13 protein-coding genes are annotated in these 14,805 nt (G+C 34.1%); all 13 read right to left on the minus strand.

Annotated elements, in window-relative coordinates:
• Nucleotides 1-10: 10 nt before the first annotated feature.
• Nucleotides 11-1,105 (minus strand): GerAB/ArcD/ProY family transporter, encoded by a 1,095-nt coding sequence (locus BK137_RS08140; protein WP_038181416.1) that lies wholly within the window; start codon nt 1,103-1,105, stop codon nt 11-13.
• 36 nt (nt 1,106-1,141) lie between these two features.
• Complete coding sequence (locus BK137_RS08145) at nt 1,142-1,375, minus strand: hypothetical protein (protein ID WP_038181413.1); 234 nt, start codon at nt 1,373-1,375, stop codon at nt 1,142-1,144.
• A 6-nt stretch (nt 1,376-1,381) separates the two neighbouring features.
• Entirely contained in the window at nt 1,382-2,590 is a 1,209-nt protein-coding gene (locus tag BK137_RS08150) for a Ger(x)C family spore germination protein (protein ID WP_038181409.1), read from the minus strand.
• Nucleotides 2,580-4,214, minus strand: a complete 1,635-nt coding sequence (locus tag BK137_RS08155) for a spore germination protein (RefSeq protein ID WP_081730040.1) — start codon at nt 4,212-4,214, stop codon at nt 2,580-2,582. The genes BK137_RS08150 and BK137_RS08155 overlap by 11 nt, the downstream gene beginning before the upstream one ends.
• Nucleotides 4,215-4,853: 639 nt before the next feature.
• Nucleotides 4,854-5,333 carry a hypothetical protein gene (locus tag BK137_RS08160; RefSeq protein ID WP_038181403.1) on the minus strand — a complete coding sequence of 160 codons (480 nt, stop codon included), beginning with the start codon at nt 5,331-5,333 and terminating at the stop codon, nt 4,854-4,856.
• A 198-nt stretch (nt 5,334-5,531) separates the two neighbouring features.
• Nucleotides 5,532-6,719: a M20 metallopeptidase family protein gene (locus tag BK137_RS08165; protein ID WP_038181400.1), complete on the minus strand. Its 1,188-nt coding sequence runs from the start codon at nt 6,717-6,719 to the stop codon at nt 5,532-5,534.
• A gap of 30 nt (nt 6,720-6,749) precedes the next feature.
• Nucleotides 6,750-8,147 carry a YfcC family protein gene (locus BK137_RS08170; protein WP_038181398.1) on the minus strand — a complete coding sequence of 466 codons (1,398 nt, stop codon included), beginning with the start codon at nt 8,145-8,147 and terminating at the stop codon, nt 6,750-6,752.
• Nucleotides 8,148-8,290: 143 nt separating this feature from the next.
• Nucleotides 8,291-9,043: an SDR family NAD(P)-dependent oxidoreductase gene (locus BK137_RS08175; RefSeq protein ID WP_038181396.1), complete on the minus strand. Its 753-nt coding sequence runs from the start codon at nt 9,041-9,043 to the stop codon at nt 8,291-8,293.
• Between the two features lie 58 nt (nt 9,044-9,101).
• Entirely contained in the window at nt 9,102-10,775 is a 1,674-nt protein-coding gene (locus tag BK137_RS08180) for a M20/M25/M40 family metallo-hydrolase (RefSeq protein ID WP_038181392.1), read from the minus strand.
• A 47-nt stretch (nt 10,776-10,822) separates the two neighbouring features.
• Entirely contained in the window at nt 10,823-11,545 is a 723-nt protein-coding gene (locus BK137_RS08185; RefSeq protein WP_038181390.1) for an amino acid ABC transporter ATP-binding protein, read from the minus strand.
• The gene (locus BK137_RS08190; protein WP_412104682.1) at nt 11,520-12,200 is read right to left on the minus strand and encodes an amino acid ABC transporter permease; all 681 of its coding nucleotides are present in this window, start codon (nt 12,198-12,200) and stop codon (nt 11,520-11,522) included. The genes BK137_RS08185 and BK137_RS08190 overlap by 26 nt, the downstream gene beginning before the upstream one ends.
• Nucleotides 12,201-12,262: 62 nt before the next feature.
• Nucleotides 12,263-13,084, minus strand: coding sequence for an ABC transporter substrate-binding protein (locus BK137_RS08195; RefSeq protein WP_038181385.1), 822 nt, complete (start codon nt 13,082-13,084; stop codon nt 12,263-12,265).
• A 131-nt stretch (nt 13,085-13,215) separates the two neighbouring features.
• The gene (gene gcvPB, locus BK137_RS08200) at nt 13,216-14,790 is read right to left on the minus strand and encodes an aminomethyl-transferring glycine dehydrogenase subunit GcvPB (RefSeq protein WP_038181382.1); all 1,575 of its coding nucleotides are present in this window, start codon (nt 14,788-14,790) and stop codon (nt 13,216-13,218) included.
• Between the last annotated feature and the right edge of the window lie 15 nt (nt 14,791-14,805).

Genomic DNA, 14,805 nt, shown 5'->3' on the forward strand with positions numbered 1-14,805 from the left:
GATAAGGTTTTTACTCACTTTTTATTTTTCTAATTTTAGCAACAATTAATAACAATAAAGGTAGTAATAAAGCAAATGTAGCTGAATATGGTATCCAGATTTCCTTATTAAACTTTAGTTGATGGACTACATCAGTATGAATCGTTTGAGAAAGAGCAACCATACTTAATCCTAAAGGTAATATTAGAGATCTATAATTCTTTAACTTGAGTAACTGTGCCGTTCCTACAACTGTCACATGAAAATAAAAATAGATTCTAACATACAGTGTAATAATCCATAAGAGAGCCATAGTGATTTCAATACGTTGAATAAAATTCCCTATAGAAATCCTTTGTGCCATTGCATAGCTAGGGAAAACTCGGTGAGCCGTATCAGTAGGACCAAGAACTAAGACACATAAAGTAATCAAGATTATTAAAATACCCCCCCCAGCTATAGCACCTATATAAAACCCTTTTGTTCCAGATTTAGGAACATTAATAGCAACAGGGAATATCATTAACAATACGACCAATGGAAATGCAAATTCACTAATAAAAATCAAAATACCATTGATTAATGGTTTAGGATTCGAATTTAAAACCGGCTCTAAATGTTTTATATCTACTTGTGGAGAAATAAAAACCACTAAGAATATAAACAGTAAAAAAAATATTGGAAAGAGTATTTCCGAAGATCGTGCAAATGTTTCTATTCCTAAATAAGTACCAAACATAATCACAATCATGAATAACCCACCAAATGCTACGATAGGTGTTTCAGGCATAACTTCAGTACGCATGAAATCGCCTAAAAAATATAGAAGTCCAGTCCCAGAGAGATACGTAAATATTAGAAACAAAATTACAATAATCTTACCAACATATTTTCCAAGAACTTTTTCAATCAATTGAACTAAAGATAATTTAGGAGAAATATTTCCAACAGTGATATAAAATTTCGCTAGTAATAAACCGACCAATACTCCTAATACAGCTGCAACCCATGCATCTTGCTTCACAACTTGTGTTAAGCTTGCAGGTACAATTAAAATAGCTGCTCCTACAGAATAAAGCATTACAATTATCGTGAATTGTCTTACACTAATAATCTCTTTTCCCATAGCTTATTTCCTCTTTTACTGTTAAATTATGCCACTTTATTTAAGTGCCATCGTAATAAATTCTCCCATTGGTTTAAAGATTACAATGATTAAATCAAAAGGATTTGGTATTTTTACTTTTAAAGCTACAGCTATACATAAAGTAGTACTGATGAATAGTAATATTGAAAAGGTCCAAATTTCTTTTTTTTCACCATTCTGCTTTAGTTTTGGTAATTGAAATAACAAGATGGCAGTAAAGAGGATTAAAATCCCAATTGTTTTAAACATTCTCCATTACTCCTTTGTTTCATATAGCGGTGAATTTCTCAAAGTCCCTAATCCTTTTGTCTTAATTTTCACTTTCACATTTATTTTTGCTTTAGGAAAAAACTCTTCTTCCCATTGACCTTTTATCTTTTCCCATTCTTTTGGGTGAGAACGATACATCGTTTCCCCAAAGCCTACTACATCAACTTGATATTTGTTTTGTAATTTCTCAATTAAGCTTTTTATTCTCTTTTCAATCTGTTTGCTTTCTTTTTCATTAATTTGCTTTAATGTATTGGAATCTGTTAAGTCGATTTGACATTCCACTTCTCCAATATTTTGTTCAACATTAATATTGACATCAAATTCAGGAATATCGTTTATTAATTTTACTTTTATTTCTGTTTTAGAATTAATAACTTCTGTTGCAACATTCCCGTCATTTTTTGGACATGAGACACTTTCTATCGTACTTTCTATTTCATCTCTTAAGTAATTATAACTTTTACTTTCTTCTTCATTTAAAATACCAACTAACTTATCCTCTTTAAAAATTGATAAACCACTGTACTTCAATAATGCAGGAGTATTAACAATTTCCATATTAGTTTGCTCATTCCCGATTTGTTGGTCCCCGATTATTTCTACGGTTGATAATGCAGCACTTTTAATTTCGCTACTTAGATGGTTGATTAATTGATCTAAACGCATCTTTGATGTTATACCAATTTTTTTCTGAGAAACCTCTAATGAAGAAAACAATTTATTGGCTGGAATCTTTTCTAAAGGCGTTAAAATATTCAAGACTTCTCTTGCAGTAGATTTACTTGAAACAACAATATAAAAATTATTCCGTACTTCATGATCCCTCGCTAGGAGGTCAAGCGTCGGTTTAATCCCATCAGTTGCCATCCCCTCACCGATTACCATCATTTGAAGATGAGATAAATAGATTGCCCTTGAAGATATTAACGTCATTTTTCTTATTGCTTCAAAAATTGTTTTACCCTGTGTTGTATATGTTACTACTGCTGTTCTACTACTTGATTGTTTAATTGAAAGTTCAGAAGGATCGACAAGTTGAACAGTAACTTCATATTGATCGTCTACTCTATCTATACCCAGCGCCACTCCAATTGCTAGTTCATTTAATTCACGTTTACTCCAACATCCTGTTAATAAAAGCGTAATTGAAAGTAGAAATAGGATAAACGTTATTTTTTTTCTAACTTTCACCTAGATCACTCCTACCCTTTTTTCGTACTAGCTTCTGTTCTCTCTTGATATTCTTTTGATTAACTAAACGTGGTCTTGTTAAAAGTGAATCACGTGAAAATAGTACAATTGCATCTTTTTGGTCAGATGGTATTAATGGTGCAAATGGTGCTGTATACGGTATACCAAAAGACCTTAAACTACAAACATGAAGAATAATTGCAAAGGCACCCATCATTACTCCGTACAAACCAAACATCGCAGCTAAAATCATTAAAGGGAATCTTAGCATACGAATTGAATTTGACATTGCATACGCTGGTGATAAAAAACTACAAATGGCTGTTATTGACACAATAATAACCATTACTGCTGAAACAATCCCAGCCTCTACTGCAGCTTGCCCAATGATTAATGTCCCTACTATGGATACTGCTGGACCGATGACTCTTGGCATTCGTAGGCCGGCTTCTCTTAATATTTCAAATGCTATTTCCATAAGGATTGCTTCGATAAATGCTGGAAATGGAACTCCTTCTCGTTGAAGTGCAATACTAATCAACATGGGAGTTGGTATCATTTCTTGATGGAAAGTGGTGATTGAAATGTACAAAGAAGGAATCATTAACGAAACAAATATTCCTCCAAATCTTAAAATACGAATTAAAGTGCTAATAATTGACCGTTGATAGTAATCTTCTGCCGCATGTAAAAAAGTTGGAAACAACGCTGGAACAATCAAAACAAATGGCGAACCATCCACTATGATTGCAACTTTTCCCTCTAACAGTGCTGCAGCAATAACATCTGGTCGCTCTGAATTATAAACGGTTGGGAACGGGGTGAATTTAGAATCTTGAATTAACTCTTCAATATAGCCGCTATCCAATATGCCGTCTATCTCAATTTGGTCTAATCTTTCAAGAACTTCTTTTACGATTTTATCGTTTGCTATTCCATTGATGTACATAATCGCAACATCTGTTTGTGTTATTTCTCCAATAACTCTTGATTTTATCCAAAGATTAGGATCTTTTATCTTACGACGAATAAGTGCTGTATTCGTACGGAGTGTTTCAGTAAATGACTCCTGAGGTCCTCGAATGACTGATTCCGTACTTGGTTGTGATATCGCTCGATCCTTTGAACTTTTTGTACTTGTAGCAATACCTTTTGTTTGACCTTCTAATAGAATGACTGTTTCACCATTTAAAACAGCACGATATACACTCTGTAGATCAGTAACATCTTCCACATCACCAACTGTTAAGCAAAAATTTTTCAGATATTGAATGATATCTTCTTCGCGTGTTTCTGGTGTCGACTCTATATCTAGCATAAGCGATTCCATGATAAAATCTGTAATTGCAGTTTTATCAGCAAGACCATCAGCATAAATAATTGCAATCCGTTGTTTATCTGTTTTTAAAATATCTACTTCTCGGATAATAATATCGTTACTGTTTCCCATTGCTTTTTTGATGATTTTCACATTCTCAGAAAGGCTTTTAAGAAGCGGATCCTTAGATTTATTCTTTTTGGATTCAGGAGAATTTGAATTATTATTCTTTGAAAAGCTCAATTTGAATTCCCCTTTCAAATGGACATTAGTATTAGAAAAAGTATGTACTTGTTTACAAGTCATTAAACAAAATTTGTTATTGAAAAAAGTTGATTAACTTAAAAACCCCACTTCTACCAATCGAAATAGGTGAGAGTGGGGTTTTATATATAAAAAATTTTATTAGATTATTACTAAACTTTTTGAATCGATAGTTCATTACCGTTGTTGTTTCCTGTTCTTATGAGGTAGAAGCTTGCCACATATCGATATTAACCCATAAGTTTTTGGCATATATATTTCCATCCATTTCATGACATATCAGTTCCCCTTTTTATTCCTTACGGAAAATTTATTTCCTTAAGGAAACTTTATTATAATATATTACCTATTTCCGTTTTGGTTCACTATTCATAGGGGAAATTTATATTTATACCTATTTCAGCACAAAGTATGTACAAATGACTATCACAGTTCTTAGTTCACTTAACAATTTCAGAAAACCTGATGAAGGGACATATTGTAAACAATGAGTTTAGTCCTGTTAATGAAGATAAATTATTCAGTGAATTTGTTATACAGGTAGAAGAATGATATTTCTTCAACAGGTTCTAGTTAGATAAAAAGCTCTCAATAATTAAAACGCAAGGTTTTTACACCCTGCGTTTTTTGAGGTTTAGCTGTCAAATTTAGTTTAAATAGCACGCTTTAAGAAAAATACTTTTAGCTCACCCAAGATTCTCTTAGTTTCTTTATTCGCCAAGTTCCACCTTTGTAGTGAACTGTACTTTCTACTCCGATAGCCCCTTTTGCTGATCTGTATTTCGAACCATTAAAGAAGATATTGTTTTTTACGTTAAAATTAACTTTTTGAACTGTTAGAAGTACTCCGTCTAAGGTATCCTCATTATAATATCCTTTTTCTTTTAAATCATCGAAAGTTGCTTCCATTACTTTAACTTTATATTTATCTTCGAAATAATCTAGAATTGATTTTTTCTGTTTTTCATTTAATGCATCAAAATTACTCATATCAATAGCTATAAATTTCATATCATCATTCAATGATTTGTCTGTTTCCATAATGGCATTTAAAGCAATTGTATATATTTCACTTGCATGTTCTTTTGGATTTATGTCAGTGTTGCAGGCTATAAGTAAAAACGTCAGCATAAATAGCATTGCCTTTAGTCTATTTTTCATTTGCCTCCCCCTGATAAAAATAATTACGTATACTATTAAAAATCATTATAAAATTTAACACTTAATTCAGCAGCTACTTCTAGATAATCAACTTTGAATCATTTAGCATCTTATAGTTTTTCAAGATTGTGCTAGAAACGATTTTTTTCATAACTAATACCTCTTTATTAAAACATTATCATTTTTTGTAATATTTTTCTAAATATTATTAGCTTGATATAGATTAATTAATTTTTCTTCACCCGCTAAAAAATGGATAACAGATTGTGAAATCAATGTAGCTGCTGGAACTAGCATTGACTCGTCGATATCAAATTTTGGATGATGGTGTCCATAGGTTTCCCCTGGTCGCCCAATACCAATATAAGTATACATACCCGGAATGACTTCTGTATAATTAGAAAAATCCTCGCTTCCAAGTATCGGAGTAATCTCCTCTACTCTTTTTTTACCGAATAATTGAATAGCATTTTTCTTCACCATTTTATAAAGCTGGTCATCATTCACCAATGTAGGGTCCCCATGTAAATACTCCAATTGATATTTTGCACCGAATGATTCACATAATCCACTAATTATTTTATCCATCCGATTATGGATCTTCTCAGCAATTTCTTTTCCGAATTGCCGCACAGTTCCCGCTATATAGGCTGTATCTGGAATAACATTATAGTTTGTTCCAGATTTTAATTCTCCAATACTTATAACTGCCTGTTCAAGAGGATGTAATGACCTACTAACAATAGTCTGTAACTGAGTAATAAATTGAGCAGCGATAATGGTTGGGTCCACTGTTTCATTTGGCATTGAACCATGTCCTCCACTACCAAAGATAGTGAGAGTGAATTTATCACACCCCGCCATTGTAGGGCCACTACGGACGCCTATTTTACCTAACTCTAACGGTTCCCATAAATGAAAACCAAAAATTGCGTCTGCATTTTTTAAACCACCACTTTTTACGACTTCAATAGCACCTGCTGGAACATCTTCTTCGGCGTGTTGAAATAGAAAACGTATTTTCCCTACGATTTTATCAGGATTTTCTTTAAAATAATGGATCAATCCTAATAAAATTGCCATATGTCCATCATGCCCACAAGCATGCATTACTCCTTCTATTTTCGAAGAGAAGGGTAAGCCAGTTTCTTCTAATACGGGTAGAGCATCCATATCGGCTCTTATGATAACAGTTTTCCCTGGTTGTAGTCCGGCTATTTCAACAGCAACATCTTTCCCAGAAAATGTGTAAGGTTTCAATTCTAATTTCTCTAATTCTTTTATTATATAAAGTCTAGTATTGACCTCATCATAAGATACTTCTGGATATTGATGAAAATGTCTACGGTAATCAACCATAGTTTGATGTAAATTAGTTAAAGTCATATATGAACCACCTCCTACTGCTTTCTTCAGTTATTGATAATTGATTAATTGGGCAATGGTTACAAAAATAGCACCTAGAACATAATGAATAACGATCAATGGCCAAATCCACTTCACCCATTTGATCCACGAGATACCTCCTAATGCTAAACCAGCCATAAAATAGCCAGAAGTAGGTGTGAAAATATTTGAAATACCATCACCAAATTGGAAAGCTAATACTGCTGTTTGACGGGTAACCCCTAACAAGTCAGATAACGGAACCATTATTGGCATTGTTAATGCGGCTTGGCCACTACCTGATGGGACAATATAATTCACTAAACATTGCACTATATACATACCAAGTGCAGCTAGTTGAGGTGGTAGGGAGTCTACAGCAGAAGCAAGCCCATATAAAATCGTATCCATTATAAGACCTTCTCTTAAAATAATTAGAATTGCATTCGCAATACCTACAACTAAAGCACCCATTATTAAAACCTCACAGCCTTTAATAAATGCTTCAGCCATACTACTAAAATTCATTTTTGAGACAAGACCAATAAGTATACCCATTATCAAAAACAGTCCTGTCATTTGAGTTAATCCCCACTCAAATTTAATGACACCAACAGCTAGCCCTACTAACGTCCCTAATAACACAAAGAAAGCGAGTTTGTGCCGTGTAGTAAAAGGAAATGTTTGGTTTGAATCCGAACTATCTATGAGTGCATTTTTTTCACCGAACATAACACTTGCCTTTGGGTTCTTTTTTATTTTATTTGCGTATCGCATGACATACCAAATACTAACCGTTAAGAAAATGACAAAAAAGATGATTCTTAAATACATACCAGAGAAAATGGGTAATTCTGCGATTCCTTGAGCTATACCGACTGTAAACGGATTCATAAATGCAGCAGTAAATCCAGCAGATGTTCCAAGTAGTACGATTGCTGTCCCTACCATCGAGTCAAATCCAATTAGAACTGCTAATGGGATTAGAATGGTGATATAAGGGATAGTCTCCTCTGCTAATCCTAGCATAGCACCTGATAATGCAAAGAAAGTCATTAATACTGGGATTAAGAGTTGCTCTCTCCCAGCAATTTTTTTCGCCATACTATGGACTGCACCTTCTATAGCCCCAGTAGCTCGCAATATTCCAAATGCTCCACCTACTATAAAAATATAAAAAATCAGCGGTGCAGTGGCAATCATCCCTTTATGAATTGACTCAAATACATTTAAAATTGTCGTTCGATTTTCTGGGATTTCGTGATAACTTCCTGGTACCACAATCGTTCTACCATCTTGTTCGATGCGATCAAATTCTCCAGCTGGGATAATGTAAGTACAAATAGCTCCAATTATAATGACAGAAAATAAAATGACATACACATGAGGAACTCTGAACCTGCCCTTTTTCTCTGTTTGCATTTCCATAATCAACACCCCTTTTACAATTACTTTCAAAACGCCTTATTAATAGTCTGTTATTCAATCTATTTAATAATCTAGATTCTATTAAATAAATTTGATAGAGTATTTGAATTAAGCGAAAATAAAGCAAGTATAGAATTATGTTGTTAAGCTAATTCTCCTCCGTCTACGGGTATATTTTGACCTGTAATATATACCCCCTCATCAGAAGCTAGGAACGCATAAACCCCTGCAATTTCTTCAGGAGTAGCATGTCTTTTAAGTGGTATATTTTCATTAACCTGCGCTAACATTTCAGGCGAATACTCGGCAATTTGCATAGCTGTTAACACATAACCCGGACAAACTGTATTTACACGAATCGTTGGTGCAAGTTCTAAAGCCATTGTTTTTGCTAAAAGGTTTACACCAGCTTTTGACGCATTATAATCGGCGTAATATGGATGACCTGTTATTCCATTTGTAGAGGCTGTCATTAAAATAACCCCACTACCTTGTATCAACATTCGTTTAGCTGCTTCTTGTGCTGTGTAAAAAATACCATCTAAATTAATTCCAATTACTTTTTTCCATTGTTCTGGAGTGATGTCTATAAATTTATTTCTTATACTAATACCTGCATTTGATATTAATATATCGATTCCATCCATTGCCTCATCAACTTCTTTAAAGGCTTCTTTCACTTCATCAGGATTACTAACATCGACTAAAATCCCGTATTTGATAGCAGAATGTTCTTCTAAAGTCTTTTTTAATTGTTCTTCATTATTATCAAATATGGCTACAATTGATCCTTCTGCAGCAAATCGAAGCGATGTGGCTAGACCAATACCACTAGCTCCCCCTGTCACTACAACACGTTTATTTTGGAGACTATCTGAATATCTTCCGAATCCCATGAAACTTCACACCCTCTGCAAAAATTTTTCAATAAAATTAGTTATCTATATCCACTTTCTACTTTTCTACTTCAACAACTTCCATTCCTAATAACTTTCTTATTACTTGATTTGTTAAATTAGGAACTACTTCCATCGTGTAAGCTAGTTCTGTACGCTCATATCGATTATGTGCATCGTATCCATATGGACCAATGTTAATAGTTGGAACATTTATTTCACGGATTGCATCATAGTTTACATAATGCTTTGTGCCCCAACTTGGATTATTTTCAATAACTGCTTTTATATCATCTTCCCCATCACTTAATGCAACACAGCTCATATCACATACATAGGGGAAATAGTTGCGTGTTACTATAGGTTTTGAATAATGAGGTTGTACAATTTCAATTGCATAGTCCAATGCCTTTATCAAATTTTGCTCTTTTTCATTTTTCCCACTCAAATCGACACGAGGTGAATAGAGTGAAGAGTAAAATAGAATGATTGCTGGACTTTTATCCTTCATCCAATTCCATTCTTCTTCGACAACTCGTGCAGAAAACATCCGAACATCAAGCGTTTCATCTAATAGTAGATTTTCTTTAAATTGCTTCATATGGTTTAAGTATCTATCTCCATGAAGCTCCACCAGCGTTTTTTGCATATCTTCATAAACAATTACTCTAGTCTTCCAAGGTAATTCTGAATATGGTTGCCCACTTATTTCACAATATTTTCGATGTCTTTCTTTCATTGTATTAATCCCGTTTTCAAAGGCGATTTCCGCTTGTTCTTTCAACAAACAAAGTACCTCTTTAGGAGACCATGATTGGATAAAAAAATTATAGTAAACGTATGCTGATAAAGCTGTTTGAATCGTATAAGTTGGCTTAAAATCAGTTTGTTTCAACGAAACTGGCGGCATAGGCGTTTCACCGAGGGATTGATCGCATAAATCTGGATTATAACTAATCTGTCTCGTTAACTCCGCTGCAATATAATTTGGATCTAATCCTTCAAAACTAGAACCTGCATGTGTTTCAGCACCTGTGATAAAGAAAGAAGGTAATAGTTTACCGACTGTTCCTTTATAGATATATCGATTAGGGTCACCTTCGTAGCGAGGGGCAACGAAATCTGAATTGATTAATGCTTGATAATCAAAAAGATGTTCTTCCCTTAATCGTTTTAAATCCTTCAGACCAGATAAAACACCATGTGAACTATCTTCTTCGTCACATTCTGCAAAGAATACTAGATTACCAATAAGCTCTTCAGGATGTTCTGAATAATACTTTAATAAGTAGAAATGACTTGCAACTCCACTCTTCATATCCAAAACACCACGTCCAAAATGCCATTCATCTGATTGTAAATGTTCTTTCACTAAATCCGGAAGTTTCTCATTTGCAAGCGCTTTCTTTAATTCACTTGGTGAACATGCTTTATCTTTCAAATGACTAAAATCATCAATTCCTACAGTATCGGTATGACCCATTAAAATAACAGTCTTATTCGACTTTGCCTTTGTACCTTTGACAAAGGCAAAAACATTGTAGCGTTCGACTTTATCATCTTCTGTACGTGACATGAATACATGGGATGGGTTACTTTTGAAATAATTTTGTGAGAAGATTAAATCAAATAACCTCTTAGCAACCTCAATCTCTCCAGTAGTATTTACGATACTTTCCACTCCTACTAATTCATCCGTTACTTTCAAAACATCATCATAACAAGTCAACATTTAAATGCACTCCTCTAAAATAAATTACGGCCTCATATTAATTACCTTTATAAAACTTGCTGTAAAAAACGGATTGTTTTTTCTTCTTTTGGATTTTTGAAAAATTCAGATGGTGGTCCTTCTTCAATAATTTTGCCATCAGCCAACATAATGACACGATCAGCTACTTCCCTAGCAAAGCCCATTTCATGGGTTACGATGACCATCGTCATTCCTTCTTTTGCTAGATTTTTCATCGTTTCTAAAACTTCTCCTACAAGCTCTGGGTCTAGAGCAGATGTAGGTTCATCAAATAACATAACTTCAGGCTCCATAGCAAGGGCTCTTGCTATCGCGACTCTCTGTTTTTGACCACCAGACAGTTGATCCGGATAAAAGTTTGCTTTATCTGCTAAACCTACTTTTTGTAAAAGTTCCTTCGCCTTTCTTGTAGCTTCTTCCTTACTCTGTTTTTTCACATGAACAGGTGCTTCTATAACATTTTGTAAAATCGATAAATGTGGGAACAAATTAAAATGTTGAAATACCATTCCCATATTTTCTCGAACTTTATTTAGGTTCTCTTTTCCAGCATCGATTAATTTTCCGTTAATCTCTATTTGACCGCCATTATTAATTTCAAGAAAATTCAGACATCTCAGCAAAGTACTTTTCCCTGAACCACTCGCACCAATTAATACGACAACTTCTGACTTCTGTATTTCTAAAGAAATATCTTTTAACACTTCTAAATCACCGAATGATTTACGCAAATTTTTCAGTTTTATCATTTTTCTTCTCTCTCCCTCCAACATCTAATTTTTTCTCCAGCTTATTGAAAAGAAGTGTGAAGATTAGAACTAAGATTAAATAATAAATACCAACTACAAAATACGTTTCAAAAGGCATATAGTTAGCCGCTTGGGCAGATAGGGCATGATTAAATAGTTCAGAAACTGCAATATAAGCCACCAACGATGAATCCTTCAATCCAATGATAAATTGATTTCCTAATGCTGGTATAGCTCTTTTAAAAGCTTGAGGAAGTATGATACGTCGCATTCCTAGCATATATGGCATACCTAATGAGCGAGCTGCCTCCACCTGTCCACGGTCAATAGATTGAATAGAACCACGGAAAATTTCAGCTATATAAGCTCCTGAGTGTATTCCTAATGCTAAAGCTCCTGCAGTAAAATCTGATAATACAAAAACACTTGAAATACCATAGTATAAAAACATTAATTGAACAATTAACGGCATTCCTCGAATTAAGAATATATATATATCTGCAATTTTTCCTAGTATTTTAATATTTGAGACTTTAAAGAATGCGAATACTAAACCAATAATAGTAGCAATTATTAATGATACAAAGGTAAGTTCTACTGTAATTACTGTCGCTTTTAAAAATTCAATTCCATGAGTTTGAAATATTGAAGTAATATTGGTTAAGAAGTTCAATAACAATCTCCTCCTTTCTCATTTTGTACTATTGAAATTAAACTCTATTTTTTATCAAGAAGATTTACTCCAAACCACTTTGTGCTGATTTTTTCATATGTTCCATCTTCAACCATAGATGCTATCGCTTCATTAATTGCTTTTAATAACTCTGGATTTCCTTTATTTATTGCAACTGCAATTTCTTCAGTTTTGATTACATCATCGATTGGTTTAATTTTCAATCCTGATTCTTTAATTGCAGAAACGCCAACAATACGGTCTGTAATTACCGCATCTACACGACCTGGCGGTAAATCTTGCAATGCATATATATCACTTGGAAAGCTCTTAATTTTAGTCGTATATTTTTTTGCATCGTCTGTATAAGTACTCGCTTGCATAACACCAATCGTTTTATCCTTTAAATCCGCTTTCGCCTTTAACTCATTATTCCCCTCAGCTACAAATACTTGTGCTCCCGAAGTGTAGTAAGGATCTGAAAAGTCTACTTGTTTAGAGCGGTCTTCTGTAGCGGTCATACTGCCAATAATCGCATCATATTTTTTCCCTTTTAACCCTTGTATAATCGTTTCCCATGGATTTGTTACTGGATTAGCCTCTAATCCAATTCGTTTTGCAATCTCAGTGCCAATTTCAACATCAAACCCTACTAATTTTTCGTTCTCTTTATAGTTTAGCGGTTTTAAAAGACCACTCATTGCGAAAGTCAATTTCCCCTTATTTACAAGATCCATCTTCACTTCATTATCAGTCTTTTCGTTTCCTTTAGAATTGCTTGAAGAATTACTGCTACAAGCACTTAAAACTAAAATAACTATTAATCCAACAAAAAGAGATAATAAAGCATTTTTATTCTTCTTCATTATTCATCCACTCCTTATTTTCATTGAATATAAATCAGTTTGACTCTACTTAAAAAACTTAAGAATTTTCAATTTTCGTTTTTTTTAGGAAACAAAGGCAATCAATTCTTATCAATTGATTGCCGCTCCCTCTACTTAATAAGTTCTGGTTTTAATACTTTCTTTTGATACATCCTCCACGTAATACACCATTTCTCAGGATTATCTAAATAATCTTCTTCAACTAGTTGATGAATTGTACTATTGGATGGGGCATTTTTTACAATTTCAGGATTGTTATATGCCTCATTTGAAATTTGCTGAAGCGCATTAATGTATTCATCTAAATCCGTTTTTGAATAGGATTCAGTTGGTTCAAGTGTAAATGGTTGTGGAACGATATACGGGTGGTGACTAGTCCAGTAATGGAGACCGAAATCAGTCATCCTTCTTTGTACATCTTCTGTAGTAATACCTGTTTCATTAGCCATCTGATCCCAACTATATCGCACTTGTTCTAGTCGCTGGCCTTTAACGTATGGAGCACTTGCACCACGAATTTTTTGTACTTTATGGTATAAGTAATTATTATTTAATACTGCCGTTTGGGCTACTTCTCGTAATCCATCTGGACCTAATGCGCGTATCCATGCATAAGATCTTAAAATTGTTTGGGCTACGCCATGAAATGCACGTACTTTGCCAATTGAGTGTTGTAGATTATCATTTAATGAATAGTTTTCACCATCATATTCTACAATGGGACCTGGTAAATATTCTTTTAATGCTTCAGCAACTCCTAAAGCTCCTGTTGCTGGCCCTCCACACATATGAGGTGCAGCGAACGTTTTATGAAGGTTAAAGAAACACATATCAAAGCCCGCTTCTTTTGCTCTTGTAATACCTAATAATCCATTTGCATTTGCTTGATCGTAATAACAAATACCACCCGCTTCATGTACAATCTTTGTAAATTCTTTAATTTTAGAATTAAAGATTCCTGTATCTTCAGGATTTGCTACTACAAACCCAGCCGTTCTTTCAGAAACAACTTCTTTTAATTTCTCAATGTCCGGGAAGCCATTTTCATCTGGATGTAATGTAATCACTTTATACCCTTTCACAACAGCTGTTGCTGCTTGTGATGGATGCGAGAAAATAGTTGTGATGATTTCATCACGCTGATCTCCTTCACCACGTGTCTCATGATATTTTCTAACAATTGAAGCCATCGCAAATAATGCCTGTGTTCCGCCACCTGGCTGGAATGAAAAAGCGCCCATCCCCGAAATTTCACGCATACACAAATCTAAATTATGAATAATTTCTAACATCCCTTGTACAGTGCTTTCTTCTTGAAGTGGATGAAGATCCATCATCTTGGGATTTCTAATTAATAATTCATTTATTTTCGGGATATATTTCATCGTACAAGTACCTTGACCGATTTCTACATTAAAATCTGATCCCAGTGTTTCTTGAGACAGTCGTAAGTAATGGCGAAGCACACGAGCTTGACCAATTTCCGGAAGATTCGGTCTATTTTTTCTATACATAGATGCAGGAATAGTAGACACACCGTCACCAATTGTTGATACCACTTCTTCATTTGCTAGTGGGACTTCAACACCTTTTTCTCCCTCTTGATGAAGTTCAAAAATAATAGGTTCATTCCATTTTGCTTGATGAAAATCGCGAGTAGCTTCAGTTCTTTTTATTGGTTTCATTCTCAAAACTCCTTT

This window comes from Viridibacillus arenosi (assembly GCF_001955655.1).
In the GTDB taxonomy this organism is placed as follows: domain Bacteria; phylum Bacillota; class Bacilli; order Bacillales_A; family Planococcaceae; genus Viridibacillus; species Viridibacillus arenosi.

Coding starts and splice junctions, on each gene's coding strand:
- BK137_RS08140 (WP_038181416.1), bottom strand. CDS start 1,105: ATGGGAAAAGAGATTATTAGTGTAAGACAATTCACGATAATTGTAATG.
- BK137_RS08145 (WP_038181413.1), bottom strand. CDS start 1,375: ATGTTTAAAACAATTGGGATTTTAATCCTCTTTACTGCCATCTTGTTA.
- BK137_RS08155 (WP_081730040.1), bottom strand. CDS start 4,214: ATGACTTGTAAACAAGTACATACTTTTTCTAATACTAATGTCCATTTG.
- BK137_RS08160 (WP_038181403.1), bottom strand. CDS start 5,333: ATGAAAAATAGACTAAAGGCAATGCTATTTATGCTGACGTTTTTACTT.
- BK137_RS08165 (WP_038181400.1), bottom strand. CDS start 6,719: ATGACTTTAACTAATTTACATCAAACTATGGTTGATTACCGTAGACAT.
- BK137_RS08170 (WP_038181398.1), bottom strand. CDS start 8,147: ATGGAAATGCAAACAGAGAAAAAGGGCAGGTTCAGAGTTCCTCATGTG.
- BK137_RS08175 (WP_038181396.1), bottom strand. CDS start 9,043: ATGGGATTCGGAAGATATTCAGATAGTCTCCAAAATAAACGTGTTGTA.
- BK137_RS08180 (WP_038181392.1), bottom strand. CDS start 10,775: ATGTTGACTTGTTATGATGATGTTTTGAAAGTAACGGATGAATTAGTA.
- BK137_RS08185 (WP_038181390.1), bottom strand. CDS start 11,545: ATGATAAAACTGAAAAATTTGCGTAAATCATTCGGTGATTTAGAAGTG.
- BK137_RS08195 (WP_038181385.1), bottom strand. CDS start 13,084: ATGAAGAAGAATAAAAATGCTTTATTATCTCTTTTTGTTGGATTAATA.
- gcvPB (WP_038181382.1), bottom strand. CDS start 14,790: ATGAAACCAATAAAAAGAACTGAAGCTACTCGCGATTTTCATCAAGCA.